The sequence below is a fragment of the Xanthomonas sp. LMG 12460 genome (assembly GCF_009192895.1).
Classification (GTDB): domain Bacteria; phylum Pseudomonadota; class Gammaproteobacteria; order Xanthomonadales; family Xanthomonadaceae; genus Xanthomonas_A; species Xanthomonas_A sontii.
The window spans coordinates 1-15,411 of sequence record NZ_NKUH01000056.1 but is presented as its reverse complement, the minus strand read 5'-3'; the positions used below and the strand labels follow the sequence as shown (position 1 = coordinate 15,411).

Annotated in this window: 14 protein-coding genes and 2 pseudogenes; 6 read left to right on the top strand and 10 right to left on the bottom strand. The window is 69.5% G+C overall.

Annotated elements, in window-relative coordinates; all coding sequences use genetic code 11:
• Positions 1-186: 186 nt before the first annotated feature.
• The 6 genes and pseudogenes from CEK66_RS12430 to CEK66_RS12405 all read right to left on the bottom strand — a co-directional run bounded on the left by CEK66_RS12430 (position 187) and on the right by CEK66_RS12405 (position 6,473).
• Entirely contained in the window at positions 187-966 is a 780-nt protein-coding gene (locus tag CEK66_RS12430) for a ferredoxin--NADP reductase (RefSeq protein ID WP_152237127.1), read from the bottom strand.
• 103 nt (positions 967-1,069) lie between these two features.
• Complete coding sequence (locus CEK66_RS12425) at positions 1,070-1,468, bottom strand: hypothetical protein (RefSeq protein WP_152237126.1); 399 nt, start codon at positions 1,466-1,468, stop codon at positions 1,070-1,072.
• A 25-nt stretch (positions 1,469-1,493) separates the two neighbouring features.
• Positions 1,494-3,377, bottom strand: a complete 1,884-nt coding sequence (locus CEK66_RS12420) for an ABC transporter ATP-binding protein (RefSeq protein WP_152237125.1) — start codon at positions 3,375-3,377, stop codon at positions 1,494-1,496.
• A gap of 535 nt (positions 3,378-3,912) precedes the next feature.
• Positions 3,913-4,815 carry an arginine deiminase-related protein gene (locus CEK66_RS12415; RefSeq protein ID WP_152237124.1) on the bottom strand — a complete coding sequence of 301 codons (903 nt, stop codon included), beginning with the start codon at positions 4,813-4,815 and terminating at the stop codon, positions 3,913-3,915.
• 252 nt (positions 4,816-5,067) lie between these two features.
• Positions 5,068-5,508 (bottom strand): carboxymuconolactone decarboxylase family protein, encoded by a 441-nt coding sequence (locus CEK66_RS12410; protein WP_152237123.1) that lies wholly within the window; start codon positions 5,506-5,508, stop codon positions 5,068-5,070.
• Positions 5,509-5,592: 84 nt separating this feature from the next.
• A pseudogene (locus CEK66_RS12405) lies at positions 5,593-6,473 on the bottom strand (RNA polymerase sigma-70 factor).
• A gap of 101 nt (positions 6,474-6,574) precedes the next feature.
• Between CEK66_RS12405 and CEK66_RS12400 the strand changes: the two are divergent.
• The 4 genes from CEK66_RS12400 (at position 6,575) to CEK66_RS12385 (ending at position 11,703) form a co-directional block, all read left to right on the top strand.
• Positions 6,575-8,095, top strand: a complete 1,521-nt coding sequence (locus CEK66_RS12400) for a fumarate hydratase (RefSeq protein WP_017912810.1) — start codon at positions 6,575-6,577, stop codon at positions 8,093-8,095.
• 109 nt (positions 8,096-8,204) lie between these two features.
• Positions 8,205-8,840 (top strand): glutathione S-transferase family protein, encoded by a 636-nt coding sequence (locus CEK66_RS12395; protein WP_152237122.1) that lies wholly within the window; start codon positions 8,205-8,207, stop codon positions 8,838-8,840.
• A gap of 359 nt (positions 8,841-9,199) precedes the next feature.
• A complete protein-coding gene (locus tag CEK66_RS12390; RefSeq protein ID WP_152237140.1) occupies positions 9,200-9,613 on the top strand; it encodes a DUF2946 family protein in 414 nt (137 codons plus the stop codon).
• 35 nt (positions 9,614-9,648) lie between these two features.
• The gene (locus tag CEK66_RS12385; protein WP_152237121.1) at positions 9,649-11,703 is read left to right on the top strand and encodes a TonB-dependent copper receptor; all 2,055 of its coding nucleotides are present in this window, start codon (positions 9,649-9,651) and stop codon (positions 11,701-11,703) included.
• A gap of 95 nt (positions 11,704-11,798) precedes the next feature.
• Here the strand turns inward: CEK66_RS12385 and CEK66_RS12380 are convergent, their stop codons facing one another.
• Positions 11,799-12,950 (bottom strand): phospholipase A, encoded by a 1,152-nt coding sequence (locus CEK66_RS12380; RefSeq protein WP_026143478.1) that lies wholly within the window; start codon positions 12,948-12,950, stop codon positions 11,799-11,801.
• Between the two features lie 142 nt (positions 12,951-13,092).
• A complete protein-coding gene (locus CEK66_RS12375) occupies positions 13,093-13,578 on the bottom strand; it encodes a DUF456 domain-containing protein (protein ID WP_010344408.1) in 486 nt (161 codons plus the stop codon).
• Positions 13,579-13,817: 239 nt separating this feature from the next.
• On the opposite strand from CEK66_RS12375, the gene CEK66_RS12370 reads away from it, so the two are divergent.
• Complete coding sequence (locus CEK66_RS12370; protein WP_017909030.1) at positions 13,818-14,036, top strand: cold-shock protein; 219 nt, start codon at positions 13,818-13,820, stop codon at positions 14,034-14,036.
• 85 nt (positions 14,037-14,121) lie between these two features.
• Here CEK66_RS12370 and CEK66_RS12365 read toward each other — a convergent pair whose 3' ends face one another.
• Together CEK66_RS12365 and CEK66_RS12360 are read right to left on the bottom strand one after the other, a co-directional pair.
• The gene (locus tag CEK66_RS12365) at positions 14,122-14,604 is read right to left on the bottom strand and encodes a glycine zipper 2TM domain-containing protein (protein ID WP_017912805.1); all 483 of its coding nucleotides are present in this window, start codon (positions 14,602-14,604) and stop codon (positions 14,122-14,124) included.
• Between the two features lie 251 nt (positions 14,605-14,855).
• Complete coding sequence (locus tag CEK66_RS12360) at positions 14,856-15,209, bottom strand: hypothetical protein (protein WP_152237120.1); 354 nt, start codon at positions 15,207-15,209, stop codon at positions 14,856-14,858.
• On the opposite strand from CEK66_RS12360, the pseudogene CEK66_RS12355 reads away from it, so the two are divergent.
• Positions 15,196-15,411, top strand: a pseudogene (locus CEK66_RS12355) (TolC family protein); the annotation flags it as partial. The gene CEK66_RS12360 and the pseudogene CEK66_RS12355 sit on opposite strands and share 14 nt — an antisense overlap.

Sequence of the window (15,411 nt, the reverse complement as noted above, 5' to 3'; positions counted from 1 at the left end):
TCAGTCCCGACGCGTTCGAGTTAAAGGCGTCGGGACTGAAGTCCCTCCCACAAAATACTCCCCACTATTTCGCTTTGACCTGCCGCCGTATCGCTTATCCGGCAGGAGCGGCTTCAGCCGCGATGCTTTACCGGAAACGCCCATCGCGGCTGAAGCCGCTCCTATGATCGGAGACGCGCAGCGCCATCACTTCTCGACGAAGGCGCGCTCGAACACGTAATGCCCCGGCGAGCCGATGCGCGGCGAGGCGACGAAGCCGCGGGCGTCCAGGGTATGGCGCAGGTCGGCCAGCATCTGCGGGCTGCCGCAGATCATCGCGCGGTCGTGTTCCGGGTTCAGCGGCGGCAGGCCGAGGGTGCGCTGCATTTCGCCGCTCTCGAGCAACTCGGTGAGGCGGCCGCGGTTGCGGAAGTCCTCGCGGGTCACCGCCGGGTAGTACAGCAGCTTCTCGCGGATGGTCTCGCCCAGGAACTCGTGCTGCGGCAGTTCCTTCTCGAAATAGTCGCGGTAGGCCAGGTCCTTCTCGAAGCGCACGCCGTGGGTGAGGATCACCTTGTCGAAGCGCTCGTAGGTTTCCGGATCCTTGATCACCGACAGCCACGGCGCCAGCCCGGTGCCGGTGCCCAGCAGGTACAGGTGACGGCCCGGATGCAGGTCGCTGATCAGCAGGGTGCCGGTGGGCTTCTTGCCGACCAGCACCGCATCGCCGGGCTTGATGTGCTGCAGGCGCGAGGTCAGCGGGCCGTCCGGCACCTTGATGCTGAAGAACTCCAGCTGCTCTTCCCAGTTGGCGCTGGCGATGGAATAGGCACGCAGCAGCGGCCGCGTCTCCGTCTCCAGGCCGATCATCACGAACTGGCCGTTGTCGAAACGGAAGCTGTCGTTGCGGGTGGTGGTGAAGCTGAAGTAGTCCTCGGTCCAGTGGCGGACATCGAGCACCGTTTCGGGGCCAAAAGCGGAAGACATGCCGTTGATCGTGATGGGGAAGGAACGGCGATCATTCTACCCCATGCCGGTTCAAATGAGATCAAATCTCATTTGAGGGCGGGGCGGGTCGCAGCGCTGCGGCTCACTTCTCGAACGAGACCTCGTAGGACAGGTACAGCGGCGCCTGCGGCGGCGTCAGCAGCGGGCGCTGGCGCAGGAAGCGCTCCAGGCACAGGGCCAGCGGCGTGGTGCCGTTGCGCCAGCTGGCGCCGACGCTGCCGTCGGCCTGCACCTGCACCACCACGGTGAACGGCGAGGTGTCCGGACGCGGCGTGGCGCAGCTGGCCACGCCCTCGTCCAGCGCCGCGCGCTGCAGGGTCTGCAGGCGTTCCTGCATGGCCGCCGGCAGGCCGGCCTCGTCGCGGTCGGCCAGGGCCTTGGCCGCGGCGTAGTCGGACGGCGCCGGCGTGTCCGCGGCGGGAGCGGCGAGTGCCGGGACGGCGAGGGCGGCGGCGAACAGGCAGGGCAGGGTGCGGAGCATGGCGGTGTCGGAAGGGGCGGACGGGCTAACGATACCCAGCGGCCTGCAGTTCGAACAGTTCCGCGTAGCGGCCGCCCTGCGCCATCAGTTCATCATGGGTGCCGCTGGCCTCGATCCGGCCGTCGGCCAGGACCAGGATGCGGTCGGCCATGCGCACGCTGGAGAAGCGGTGCGAGATCAGCACCGCGGTGCGGTTGTCGGATAGCTCCTTGAAGCGCTGGAACACCTCGAACTCGCTGCGCGCGTCCAGCGCGGCGGTCGGTTCGTCGAGGATCATCACCTGTGCGTCGCGCATGTAGGCGCGGGCGATGGCGATCTTCTGCCATTGCCCGCCGGACAGGTCCACGCCGGTCTTGAAGCGGCGCCCGATCACCTGCGCGTAGCCCTGCGGCAGGCCGTCGATCAACTCGGCGGCCATCGCCCGCTGCGCGGCGGCGCGGATCCGCGGCGCGTCGTCCAGCGCGTCGACCTGGCCGACGCCGATGTTCTCGCCGGCGCTGAAGTGGTAGCGCACGAAGTCCTGGAAGATCACCCCGAGGTTGGCGCGCAGGTCGTCCAGGTCGTAGTCGCGCAGGTCGCGCCCGTCGAGCAGGATGCGGCCCTCGTCCGGGTCGTACAGCCGCGCCAGCAGCTTGACCAGGGTGGTCTTGCCGGCGCCGTTCTCGCCGACCAGGGCCAGCACCTCGCCGGCGCGCAGTGCGAAGTCCAGGTGCCGCACCGCCCACTGTTCGGCGTCCGGGTAGCGGAAGCCGACGTTCTCGAACACGAAGCCCTGCACGATCGGCCGCGGCACCGGTACCGCGCCCGGGCGGGTGCGGATCTCCGGGACGATGCGGAAGAACGAGTACAGATCGTCCAGGTACAGCGCCTGCCCGGCCACCTGCGAGAATCCGATCAGCAGGCCTTCCAGCAACTGCCGCAGGCGCAGGAAGCTGCCGGCCAGGAAGGTCAGGTCGCCGATGCTGAAGTCGCCGCGCACGGTGCGCCAGGCGATGTAGCCGTAGGCGCCGTAGTAGCCCAGCGTGCCCAGCGCCGCCAGCAGCGTGCCCCACAGCATGCGCTTGCGCGCCAGCGCGCGGTTGGCCTGGAAGTAGCGGTCGGCCAGGGCGCGGTAGCGCGCGATCAGGAAGTTGTGCAGGTTGAAGATCTTCACTTCCTTGGCGGTCTCGACGCTGGCGCCGAGCTGGCGCAGGTAGTCGAGCTGGCGGCGTTCGGCCGTCCACTGGAAGTTGAGCGAGTAGCCCAGCGCATTGAAGTGCGCCTCGCCGATGAAGGCCGGCACCAGCGCCACCGCCAGCAGGGCGATGAGCCACGGCGCGTAGACCAGCAGGCCGACCGCGAAGCTGACCACGGTGATCGCGTCCTGCACCTGGCCGAACAACTGGCTCATCAGGTTCATGCGGCCCATGGTCTGGCGCCGCGCGCGGTCCAGCCGGTCCTGCTGCTCCGGATCCTCGAAATCCTCCAGGTCCAACTGCGCGGCGTGCTCCATCAACTGCATGCTGGTGGTGTTGTTGAACAGCTCCGACAGCAGCGTGTCGGCGTAGCTGACCAGCCGCCCGAGCAGGTCCGAGGCGATCGCCAGCGCCAGCTCCAGGCCCAGCAGTTCCAGCAGCCGGTTCAGGCGGCCGCTGGCCAGGGCCTGGCCCAGCGTGTCGAACCCGGGCGATTGCCCAACCAGGTGGATGGCCTCGTCGATGATCAGCTTGCCGACGTACAGCGAGGCCACCGGCAGCAACGCCCGGATCACGCGCAGGCCGATGCTGCTGAGGGTCAGCCAGCGGCTGGTCTGCCAGATCTGGCGCAGGAACGGCGGCAGGTTGCGCATCGCGTCGAAGCGCTCGCGCAGGCTCGGACCGGTGCGGGGCGCGGCGCGGGCGCCGCCATGAGAAGGGGAGGAAGATGCCATCGGCGCATTGTGCCGGGGGCGGGTGTGCGCGGGGAGTGTGGGGATTAAGCCCCTCTCCCACCGGGAGAGGGGTTGGGGTGAGGGTCCGGCGCGAAGCGTCTCGCGGAGTTGGATGTGCGAAGCTGCGCCCGTACCCTCATCCGCCCCTTCGGGGCACCTTCCCCCAAGAAGGGGGCCATGGTCCCGAGGGGAGAAGGAACAACCTAGCCTCTTTCCCACCCGGAGACGGGTGTGGGTGCGGCGCGAAGCGTCTCGCGGAGTTGGGTGCACGAGGCGTCGCCTGTACTCTCATTCGCCCATTCCGCGCACCGTGCTATTGCGCCAACCCTTGCCGACGTTCGACGTGGTACTGCTGCAGAGAATCTGTGCCCGCCGGACGTGTCGGCAAAGCCCATCGCGGCTGAAGCCACTCCTACAGGGATTTGCTGGCTTTCTACAGGAGCGGCTTCAGCCGCGACCGCCTGTACTCACAGGAACCCATGAGCGTAAGTCCACTGCGCAGTGCAACGGCCAATCAAATGACGCCGCGCTCGACCTACTCGTCCAAACGCAAGGTCAGGCACTTGGCGGCGCCGCCGGCCTTGAGGAATTCATCCAGCGGGGTCTGCACCACGCGGTAGCCGATCGCGGCCAAAGCGGCGCACAGCGCGGGCGAGGCGCGGTTGAGCAGCAGGGTGTCGTCCAGGTCCACCGCGTTGCAGGCGAAGGCGAGGGCATCGGCCTCGCCCACGGCGATGCGCCGCGACGCCGGGATGTGCTGGGCGATCGCCTGTTGCGCGTCGGCGTCGAAGGCGGCCGGGTAGTACAGCAGGTAGCCGTCGCGCAGCGGGCAGAAGCAGGTGTCCAGGTGATAGAAGCGCGCGTCGACCAGGCGCAGCGGCACCACCTCGATGTCCAGCAGGTCGGTCAGCTCGTGCGCGGCGGCCAGGTCGCTGCGGTGGCCGTGGCCCATCCACAGCCGGCGAGCGCCGCGGTCCAGCAGCGCGTCGCCGGCGCCTTCGAAATACACCTGCTCGGGCAGTTCGCAGATGCGCAGGCCGGCCTGGCGGCACCAGGCGGCGAACAAGGCTTCCTCGCCACGGCGTTCGGCGTGGCGGAAGCGGCTGGGCACGAAACGGTCGCCTAGCACCAGGCCGGCGTTGGCGCTGAACACCATGTCCGGCAGGCCCGGCGCGGCAGCGATGCAGTCGACGCGGGCGCCTGCCGCCTCGGCAGCTGCCACCAGCGCGTTCCACTGCGCCTGCGCGCGCTCGCGGCTGGCGGCGTGGACGTTGCCTTCCATCCACGGATTGATCACGTAGTCCACCGCGAAGTGCTGCGGCGCGCACATCAGCAGGCGATGGCGGTAGCTGGCGCTGGCGCGGGACTGCGGTTCGGGGGAGGCGAGGGCCAGGTCGGTCTCGTCGGCCAGGCCGACAGCAAGGGCGTTCTCGATCATGCGCGCGCTCCACGTCTGGGATGCGCGCCACGCTAGCGGCGGCGTGTTGCGGGGACATGTCGGTCTTGGTGGCGGGAGTGGGGATTCGGGATTGGGGATTCGTGCAAGCAGAACCGCGCGCGCTGGGGGGCTGCCTGGCGTTGGCGTGTAGGCCGTACGTCCAGCTGCCAGCACTCGGGATTCGGAAGCGCTATGCATCCCGCCGGTTGCGCGATCCTGCCTCCGAATCCCCAATCCCGACGCGCAGCACCCTTACGGCAGCGCCGGCTGCAGCCCCACGCCCAGCCGGTTCCAGGCATTGATCAGGGCCACGGCCATGGTCAGCGCGCTGATTCCGGCCGGGTCGAACTGCGCCGTCAGTGCGTCGTACACGGCCTGCGGCGGCGCGCCGGCAGGCAGCGTGGTCAGCGCTTCGGCCCAGTCCAGCGCGGCGCGCTCGCGGGCGTCGAAGAAGCGGCTGTCGCGCCAGGCGGCGAGGGTGTCGAGCTTGCGCGGTTCGGTGCCCGCCTTGCGCAGGGCGGTGGCATGCATGTCGATGCAGTAGGCGCAGCCGTTGAGCTGGGAGACGCGCAAGAACACCAGTTCGGTGAGGGCACTGCCGAGCGTGCCGTCGTGGACCTGCTGGCTGGCGGTGAGCAGGGCGCGGAATGCGTCGGGTTCGTGGCGGGTGTAGTCGATGCGATGGAAGTGCATGGTGGGTCGCGCATGGCGGCCACCATGGCCGCCTTCCCCTCCAGGACGCGGCTGTGCGTCGCGGCGTGACAGCGCCGGCGCAGGTCAGTCACGGCTGGCTGCAGGTCGCGCCGTCGGCGCCGGCAATTTGTCCGGGTTCATCAGCGTCAGCACTTCGGCGATGCGCTCGCCGTCGATCACCAGCAGCGTCGCCGACTGCAGCCGCGGCCCCAGGAAGCGCAGGATCGCCGGTTCGCCGTTGACCGTGCCGATCCGCGCCGCAGGCCCAGGCCGCGCCGCGCCACGGCCCAGTACAGCCGGCCGATGCGCTCGGCGCCGTGCAGGGGGCGCAGGCTGGCGGTGACCTTGCCACCGCCGTCGGAGCGCAACTGCGCGTCGGCGTGCAGCAAGGCGACGATGGCGGCGCGATCGCCGCGCTGCGAGGCGTGCAGGAAGCGCTCCAGCAGCTGGCGGTGGCGTTCGGGCGTGACCGCGAAGCGGGCCTGGCCCTGGCCGAGCCGTTCGCGCGCCCGGTGCACCAGTTGCCGGCAGCCGGCCTCGCTGCGCTCCAGGGTGCGGCCGATCTGCGCGTAGTCGTGGTCGAAGGCCTCCTTCAGCAGGAACGCCGCGCGCTCGTGCGGGTTCAGCCGCTCCAGCAATGCCAGGAACGCCAGCGACACCTGCTCGGCGCGGTCATGGCGCTCGGCCGGGTCGGCGTCGTCGGCGATCTCCAGCGGCTCGGGCAGCCACGGGCCGACGTAGTGGACGCGGGCGCTGCGCGCCGCGCGCAGGCGGTCCAGGCCGAGCCGGGTGGTGGCGGTCACCAGCCAGGCCTCGGGGTCGCGGATCGTGCTGCGGTCGCTGGCCTGCCAGCGCAGCCAGGCGTCCTGCACGGTGTCCTCGGCGTCGGCGCGGCTGCCGAGCAGGCGGTAGGCCAGGCCGAACAGCCGGGGGCGGTGGGATTCGAAGGTCGGATCGTGGGTCATGACGACCAGGACGGAACAGGGCGTGCTGGCGTGACAGCGGGCGGGGCCGCCACTTTGCCCTAAAATGGGCGGGTTTCCCCCCGCCAGCCGCAGAGCCAGCCGTGACCTCGATCAAGCAGGAAGACCTCATCCAGTCCGTCGCCGACGCGCTGCAGTACATCAGCTACTACCACCCGGTCGACTACATCAAGAACCTGTCCGCGGCCTACGAGCGCGAGCAGTCGCCGGCGGCCAAGGACGCCATCGCACAGATCCTGATCAATTCGCGCATGTGCGCCGAAGGCCACCGGCCGATCTGCCAGGACACCGGCATCGTCACCGTGTTCCTCGAGATCGGCATGAACGTGCGCTGGGACGACGCCACCATGGGCGTGGAAGACATGGTCAACGAGGGCGTGCGCCGCGCCTACAACCATCCGGACAACAAGCTGCGCGCCTCGGTGCTGGCCGACCCGGCCGGCAAACGCCAGAACACCAAGGACAACACCCCGGCGGTGGTCAACGTGAAGGTCGTCCCCGGCGACACCGTCGACGTCATCGTCGCGGCCAAGGGCGGCGGCTCGGAGGCCAAGAGCAAGTTTGCCATGCTCAATCCCTCCGACTCCATCGTCGACTGGGTGCTCAAGACCGTGCCGACCATGGGCGCCGGCTGGTGCCCGCCGGGCATGCTCGGCATCGGCATCGGCGGCACCGCCGAGAAGGCGATGCTGCTGGCCAAGGAAGCGCTGATGGAGCCGATCGACATCGTCGACCTGCAGGCCCGCGGCGCGTCCAACCGTGCCGAGGAGCTGCGCCTGGAACTGTACGAGAAGGTCAACGCGCTGGGCATCGGCGCGCAGGGCCTGGGCGGCCTGACCACGGTGCTGGACATCAAGGTCAAGGACTATCCGACCCACGCCGCCAACCTGCCGGTGGCGCTGATCCCCAATTGCGCGGCGACCCGCCATGCGCACTTCACCCTGGACGGCAGCGGCGCGGTGATGCTGGATCCGCCATCGCTGGAAGACTGGCCCAAGCTGACCTACAACCCGACCAATGCGCGCCGGGTGAACCTGGACACCATCACCCGCGAGGAAGTGGCCAGCTTCAAGCCGGGCGAGACGATCCTGCTCAACGGCAAGCTGCTCACCGGCCGCGACGCCGCGCACAAGCGCATGATCGACATGCTCAACCGCGGCGAGACGCTGCCGGTGGACTTCACCAACCGCTTCATCTACTACGTCGGCCCGGTCGATCCGGTGCGCGACGAAGTGGTCGGCCCGGCCGGCCCCACCACCGCCACACGCATGGACAAGTTCACCCGGCAGATGCTGGAGCAGACCGGCCTGCTGGGCATGGTCGGCAAGTCCGAGCGCGGCGATGCGGCGATCGCCGCGATCCGCGACAACAAGGCGGTGTACCTGATGGCGGTCGGCGGCTCGGCCTACCTGGTGTCCAAGGCGATCAAGGCCAGCAAGGTGCTGGCGTTCGAAGACCTGGGCATGGAGGCGATCTACGAGTTCGAGGTCAAGGACATGCCGGTGACCGTGGCGGTCGATGCCAGCGGCGAGTCGGTGCACAAGACCGGCCCGCGCGAGTGGCAGGCGCGCATCGGCAAGATCCCGGTGGTGGTCGAGGCCTGATCGGCCGCAGCGCGGACGCCGACGAAGTCGTCGGCGTTGCGCGCGGCGCTGGCGGTGTGCCGGCGCCGCGGCAATAATCGGCGCTGGTTCCGTCTCCGGGGAAAGCGTCGTGTCCATCGTGCTTTACGGTTCGCCCAGTACCGCCTCGTTCGTCGTGCACTGGTTGCTGATCGAACTGCAGGTCGATTTCGAACTGCGCATGCTCGATTTCGAGCGCCAGGAGCAGAAGAGCCCCGAGTACCTGGCGCTCAACCCGCAGGGGCGGGTACCGACCCTGGTGCTGGACGGGCAGGTGCTGACCGAATCGGTCGCCATCGCCATGCACCTGGCCGACCTCTATCCGCACGCCGGCCTGGCGCCGCCGCCCGGCACCCATGAACGCGCGGCCTATTACCGCTGGATGCTGTTCGGCGCCTACACCCTGATGCCGGCCTACCGCGACTGGTTCTATCCCGACGAACCGGCCGGCGCCGACAATGCCGAGCGCGTGCGCGCCAGTGCCCGCGCGTTCCTGGAAAAGGCCTGGGACGAGGTGGCGGCCCACCTGGAGCAGGGCGGCCCGTATCTGCTGGGAGAGCACTGCAGCGCCGCCGACTTCGTGCTGGTCATGCTGATGCGCTGGTCGCGCAACATGCCGCGGCCCACCGACAGCTGGCCGGCGCTCAAGGCGCTGGCCGAGCGGATGAAGGCGCGCCCGGCGTTCCACGAGACCTATCGGCGGGAAGGCATTACCGACTGGGCGTGAGGTATGGCGCGGAAGCGTGGTTTCGGAAGCAACGGTGGCTATGTCGTGGGGCGTCGGCTGTCGGGGTTCCGGCAGCTTCCCCGGGCAACGGAAGTGGGTTCGCGGAAACTGTGCTCGTCCCTTTTTTCTGCTCTTCGACATGAGAGCCGAATCAGCAAAGCGCTGATTCACAAGCACGTGCGCTGACCGCTCACGTGATTCACCGCGCGCAAGAGGCGTCGCGCGTCGCCGCGCAGCATGCGGCGCCCCCTCCTGCGTCACGTTGTCGCACCCGCGACTGCGGCCGACCCGCTGCCGACGCGGCCGCCTAGAATGATGCGGTGTCCGCCCTCCGTGCCCCCGCCCGACTGCGCCGCCTGATGCGCTGGCCCGCCTTGCTGGCCGCGCTGTTGCTGGTGGTCGCGCCGGTGGCCAGCCGGCTGCTGGAGACCGCAAGCCTGTCGGTGCCGATGTGCACGACGGCCGGGTTGCAGGCGATGCCGGAACTGCCACCGGAACACGGTGCCGCGCACGCGATCCACGCCGATCACCACAAGGTGTCGGGCGCACAGCGCGACCATGGCCCGGCGCATGCCGCCTGCGATTACTGCCTGCTCGCCGCACGGCTGCTGCCATGGCTGGCGATCGTCCTGCTGCTGGCCGCGGCCTTGCCGGCGCCGAGGGCCGCGACGCCGCTGCGTCATCGCGTCCATGCCGCTGTGCGCTGGCGGGCGCACGCCGCACGCGGGCCGCCACCGAATCTCCAGAACGCTCTCCTGTTTCCGGTGCGCTAAGCGCGCCGGCGCCGTTCTTTTCTGGAGTCCACCTCATGCCTCAGTTCCTGCCGTCGCCCACGCGGGCGGCGTTGTCGTGCTGCATTCTTGTCAGTCTGTTTCCCGCTTCCGGCCATGCCGAAGCGCCCGATGCCACCACCCTCGACCGGATGCAGGTGACTGCCACCGCGCCGGTCGCGCCGCTGACCTGGACGGTCGATCCGAAGCTGCCGCGGCAGCCGGTGCCGGCCAGCGACGGCGCCGACTATCTGAAGACCGTGCCGGGCTTCGCCGCGATCCGCAACGGCGGCACCAACGGCGATCCGGTGCTGCGCGGCATGTTCGGCTCGCGGCTCAACGTGCTCAGCAACGACGGTACCCTGGTCGGCGCGTGCCCGGCGCGGATGGACAACGCCTTGTCCTACATCGCGCTGGAGACCTTCGACCGGCTCACCATCGTCAAGGGCCCGCAGACCGTGCGCTGGGGCCCCGGCGCCTCCGCCGGCACCGTGCGCTTCGAGCGCGACACACCGCATTACGCTGCGCCGACGCTGGAAGGCGAGGCCAGCGCGCTGGTCGGGTCCTGGAGCCGCAACGACCAGAACCTGGACCTGCGTGGCGGCAACCGCAGCGGCTACGCCCGCGTGGACGCCAACCGCTCCGAGTCCGGCGACTACCGCGATGGCGACGGCGCAGTGGTGCCGTCGCGCTGGCGCAAGTGGAATGCCGACGCCGCGGTCGGCTGGACCCCGGACCCGGACACCGTGCTGGAACTCTCCGCCGGCAGCGGCGACGGCCTGGCCCGCTACGCCGGGCGCAGCATGGACGGCACCCAGTTCCGTCGCACCAGCTACGCCGCGCGCTTCGAGCGCACCGACCTGCCTGGCGCCTGGGAAGCGCTGCGCGCCAACGCCTACGTCAACGACGCCGACCACGTCATGGACAACTACACGTTGCGCCGGCCCAACCCGCAGTCGGCGATGCCGATGCCGATGGCCGCCAACGTGGACCGGCGCACCCGCGGCGGGCGCGTGGAATCGGAGTGGCGCTGGGAGCAGGTCGTGGTCCAGGCCGGCGTCGACACCCAGCAAAGCCGCCACCGCGACCGCAGCGCCAGCGGCGAGGGCGCATACCGGACCGTGCCGTGGCGCACCGACGCGCGGTTCGACAATCTCGGCGCCTTCGCCGAGGCGACCTTCGGCGCCGGCACGGCGCAGCGCTGGATCGCCGGCCTGCGCCTGGATCGCGCGCAGGTCGAGGACACCCGGCGCAGCATCGGCATGATGGGCATGCCCAATCCCACCGCCGGGCAGACGCGCAGCGAAGACCTGGGCAGCGGCTTCCTGCGCGTGGAGCGCAACCTCTCGGCCGACACCGTCTGGTATGCCGGCCTGGGCCGCAGCGCACGCATGCCGGACTACTGGGAGCTGTTCTCTGCGGACATGGGCCCGATGGGCGCGGCCAACGCCTTCGCCGGGCTGCGCCCGGAACGCACCACCCAGCTCGATCTCGGCCTGCAGTACCGCGGCGCGACCGTGCAGGGTTGGGTCTCCGCCTACGCCGGGCGGGTGCAGGACTTCATCCTCTTTACCTATGCTGACGGCGGCATGATGGGCACCACCACCCGCGTCGACAATGTCGATGCGCGCATCGCCGGCGCCGAGGCGGGACTGGATTGGCAGCCGTTGCACGGCCTGACTCTCGGCGGCACGCTGGCCTACGCCTGGGGCGAGAACCGCAGCGACGGCACGCCCTTGCCGCAGATGCCGCCGCTGGAATCGCGGCTGCGACTGGAGTGGGAAGGGCAGCGCTGGTCGGCCGGGGCGTTGCTGCGCGCGGTGGCGCGGCAGGGGCGGGTGGCGTTGGACCAAGGCAACGTGGTTGGCCGCGACCTCGGCCGCAGCGCCGGTTTCGCCACGCTGGGGGTGAGCGGCGGCTACCGGGTCAGTGAGGCGCTGCGGCTGAGCGCCGGCATCGACAACGTGTTCGACCGCCGCTACAGCGAACATCTCAACCTGGCCGGCAGCGCCGATTTCGGCTTCCCGGCCGACCCGGTGCGTATCGCCGAACCGGGCCGCAACCTGTGGCTGAAGGGCAACTACCGGTTCTGAGCGATCGGCGATTGGTGGGCGCGGTCGCGTCGCGACCGCGGCTAGCGCACGCGACGCCCAGGCGGGCGTCGCGTGCGCCGCTCAGCCGTGGCCGATCAGAACCATTCCAGCAGCGAGATGCCGACGCCGACGTAGGTGGCGCGGTGGTTGTAGTCGATCATGCTCTCGCCATAGCCGTCGAACACCTGCACATGGCCGCGCAGCAGGTTGCTGATCGGGAAGCCCCAGTCCAGCTGCACCGCGCCGTGCGAGCGGTCGCCGCCGCGCAGCGAATGCCGTGCCATCAGCGCCACCTCGTGGCCGTTGCGGTTGTAGATCAGGGTCGCGTCGCCGCGGCCCATGTAGTCCTCGATGTCCGGATTGTTGTCCTGCTTGCGGCTCTCCGGGATGCGGTACCAGGGGCGCAGCACCAGCGCCCAGTTGTCGCGGTCCAGGCCGATGTTGAGCATCGCCCGGTTCCAGCTGCGCGACAGCGGATCGCTGCGGCCGTTGGACTGGTGGGTCAGCTGGATGCCGGTCATCCGTCCCTTCCAGCCGAACAGGCTGTAGTTGTTGCGGAACACCAGCATCAGTTCCGGCTCGTAGTTGGTCTCGCGGAACGGCCGCGACTGCTCCGCGTTGTAGACCTGCCAGCGCGAGCTCTGGGTATACGCGCCCCACAGGTCGCCGTTGTCGCCGAAGATGTTCTCCACGATCTTGGTCTTGAAGCTCAGCTGGAACTTCGCCTCCACGCTGTCCAGCGGCTCGGCGGTGGTCACCGTGTTGACCGGGTTCGGCGAGGACGGCAGCTCGTTCTTCTTGCTGGTCCAGAACGCCGGCAGCAGGTACACCGGCTTGTAGGCGCGCAGCTGGAAGGTGCCCAGCTTGGAGTCCTTGGCCAGTTCCCAGCGGCTGTCCAGCAGCGAGCCCTTGCCGGCATTGGCGATGGTGCTGTCGTAGCGGTCCTGCTTGAAGATCGCGGCGGCGCGCTGGCGGGTGCGCTCGGCGACGCCGGCGTCTTCCGGCACGCTGGCGTCCAGCTGTTGCTTCTGGCGTTCGCTGGCAGCCTTTGCCGCGGCATCGGCGGCCTGCGGATCGGCGGTGCGGCGCGACAACGCCTGGTCATAGCAGGCCAGGCGGGCGGCGTCGCTGGAAATCGCCACGCAGGCTTCCGGCGAGGCGGGGGTGGGCAGGACTTCCTGCGCGTGCGCAAGCGGCACGGCCGCGATCGACAGCAGCAACAGGGGACGGACCTGACGATGGGACATGCGGTTCTCGCTGCAACGGGCGGCGCGGGCGGGTGGTGCGCTGCCGGGGTGAATGGCCGGCAGGGAAAATACAGGAAGTGACGACAACAGGGTCATCACACGTTCATGCTGCCGCCGCGACGCCGTCTTCAGGCGTGCTGCGTCAGAGCAGCCAGGCCACCGCGAACACCGCGAGCATCGCCAGGGCCAGGCCGAGCTTGGCGGCGGTGCCCAGGACGATGCCCAGCCAGGTGCCGACGCCGACGCGGGTCGCCTGGCGCAGTTCGCGGCCGTGCCAGTACTCCCCGGCCAGAGCACCGACGAAGGGGCCGACGAACAGCCCGATCGGCATGAAGAACATGCCGGCGATCCCGCCCAGCACCGATCCCCACAGCGCCTTGCGGCTGGCGCCGACGCGCTGCGCACCGAACGCGGTGGCCAGCAGGTCGACCAGCAGCGATAGCGCGGTGAGCACGCCCAGCACGGTCAGCGTCGGCCAGCCCAGCCGCTGGAAGCCGTCGGCCCAGGCCGCCAGCAGCATCCCGGCGAACATCAGCGGGGTGCCGGGCAGGGCCGGCAGCAGCACCCCTGCCAGCCCGACCAGAACCAGGAGGCCGGCACAGACGTAATAGATGAACGCAGGGTCCACGTGGCTCACCGCGGGGGAGATTTGGGGGTTGACAGATGGGGTCTTTTTGCTGATTGCATTTTCATTTTGACCGGGGTAAGTTGCAGCCGCTGCGTTTGCAAAGGTCACCGTGAATCGTGGCCTGATGCGGTAGATCCACCGATCCGCTACATCGTTATACCTCGCTTCCTCCTTGCAACCAGCCGCCGCACCCCACGGCGTACCCACCCCTGAGACGTGTTCCAAGGAGTAAGTCGATCATGAACGGCACTGGCAATCGCGAAAACGGCACCGTGAAGTGGTTCAACGATGCCAAGGGTTTCGGTTTCATCAGCCGCGAAAACGGCGAGGACGTGTTCGTGCACTTCCGGGCGATCCAGACCCAAGGCTTCAAGAGCCTGAAGGAAGGCCAGAAGGTCAGCTTCACCGTGGTGCAGGGCCAGAAGGGCCTGCAGGCCGACGCGGTGCAGCCGCTCTGAGGCGCTGTCGCGCGCGGCGCCGCGCGCAGCAAAAAGGCCCGCGCTGCGGGCCTTTTTGCGTTTCGGGGCAGCTCGCCGAGGCCGATCAGCGCGGCACGACGCGCCCGTTGACCACGCGCACGTAGGTGTTCTCGCGCACCCCGGCCAGGTCGCGCTGGTTGACCACGATCACCCGGCCGTCGTCCATCTGCACATGCACGTCGTAGGTATCGCTGGTGACGTTCTTCTGGATCTGGTTGCCGGCCAGCGCGCCAGCCGCCGCGCCGGCCACCGCCGACACGTTCTGGTTGCCCTTGCTGCCGCCGGTATGGTCGGAAATCTCGTGGCCGGCGACCGCGCCGACGATGCCGCCCAGGATCGCGCCCGTGGCCGACGGCGCGGTGCGGCCGGACGGTACGGTGTCGATGCGGGTAACGATGCCGCAGTCGGCGCAGCGGGTCTGGGTGTAACCGCCACGCGCCGGCTGGCTGTAGCCGCCGCCGTAACCGCCGCCATAGCCCGGGGACGTGGCGCAGCCTGCCAGCGCCAGGGTCGCCACGGCAGCGGTGGCCATCAGTTGAATCTTCATGGGTGCTCTCCTCGACAGTGATGGAGCGCGGCGGCAGCGCCGCGTTCGCACGCATCCTGTCCACCCCTGCGTGAATGCAACGCCAACCCTGGCAGGTGCCGTTCAGCCTCGCGCCGGCTCGCGTCAGCGGCAATTCATCGATACGCGCACTGGCACATGTGCGCTGAAGCCACGCCGACAGCGCAGCGAGGCCTGCGTCGGTCCGTCAGCGAAACCCCTGCAGCAAGCTCGGCGCCGCTCTCAGCGAACGCTCAGCGGAAATCGCGGTGGCAGGCGTCGCAGCGTTCGTCGATCTGCTGGCGCGCCTGCGCCAGCGCGGCGCAGTCGGCCGGCGGCTGTGCCAGCGCCGCGTCCACACCGGCGCGCAGCGCATCGGCGTGCTCGCGGAAGCGGCTGTCGTCGGCCAGGTCGGGAAACGCCGTGCTCAGTTCGTCGCCGAGCAGGCGCAGCGTGCGCAGCCGCGCCTGCGGACCCGCGCCGCTGCATTGCCGCTGCGCGGTGTCGCGTTCGAGCAGCGCCAGTTGCTTGCCCATCACCTGCATCAGGCTGCGCGGGAACGGATCCTGCCGCGCCTGCACCGCGCGCAGCGAAGTGGCCGATGCCACCGCGGCGCTGGATGAAGCGCAGGCGTTCCGCGACGCGGCGCTCGCGCGCCTGGCGGCGATTGCCCTGCAGGAGACGCCGGTGCAGTCCCTCGATGGCAGCCTGCTCGACCGCACGCCTCAGTCGCCGCGCGCGCCCCAGGTCGCATCGCTGTCTGCGCCCACCCCCGCGGCGGCATCGGCGGCCGCTTATGGCATAGTAGAA

Coding starts and splice junctions, on each gene's coding strand:
- CEK66_RS12420 (WP_152237125.1), bottom strand. CDS start 3,377: ATGGCATCTTCCTCCCCTTCTCATGGCGGCGCCCGCGCCGCGCCCCGC.
- CEK66_RS12410 (WP_152237123.1), bottom strand. CDS start 5,508: ATGCACTTCCATCGCATCGACTACACCCGCCACGAACCCGACGCATTC.
- CEK66_RS12390 (WP_152237140.1), top strand. CDS start 9,200: ATGCGCTGGCCCGCCTTGCTGGCCGCGCTGTTGCTGGTGGTCGCGCCG.
- CEK66_RS12430 (WP_152237127.1), bottom strand. CDS start 966: ATGTCTTCCGCTTTTGGCCCCGAAACGGTGCTCGATGTCCGCCACTGG.
- CEK66_RS12385 (WP_152237121.1), top strand. CDS start 9,649: ATGCCTCAGTTCCTGCCGTCGCCCACGCGGGCGGCGTTGTCGTGCTGC.
- CEK66_RS12365 (WP_017912805.1), bottom strand. CDS start 14,604: ATGAAGATTCAACTGATGGCCACCGCTGCCGTGGCGACCCTGGCGCTG.
- CEK66_RS12415 (WP_152237124.1), bottom strand. CDS start 4,815: ATGATCGAGAACGCCCTTGCTGTCGGCCTGGCCGACGAGACCGACCTG.
- CEK66_RS12370 (WP_017909030.1), top strand. CDS start 13,818: ATGAACGGCACTGGCAATCGCGAAAACGGCACCGTGAAGTGGTTCAAC.
- CEK66_RS12425 (WP_152237126.1), bottom strand. CDS start 1,468: ATGCTCCGCACCCTGCCCTGCCTGTTCGCCGCCGCCCTCGCCGTCCCG.
- CEK66_RS12380 (WP_026143478.1), bottom strand. CDS start 12,950: ATGTCCCATCGTCAGGTCCGTCCCCTGTTGCTGCTGTCGATCGCGGCC.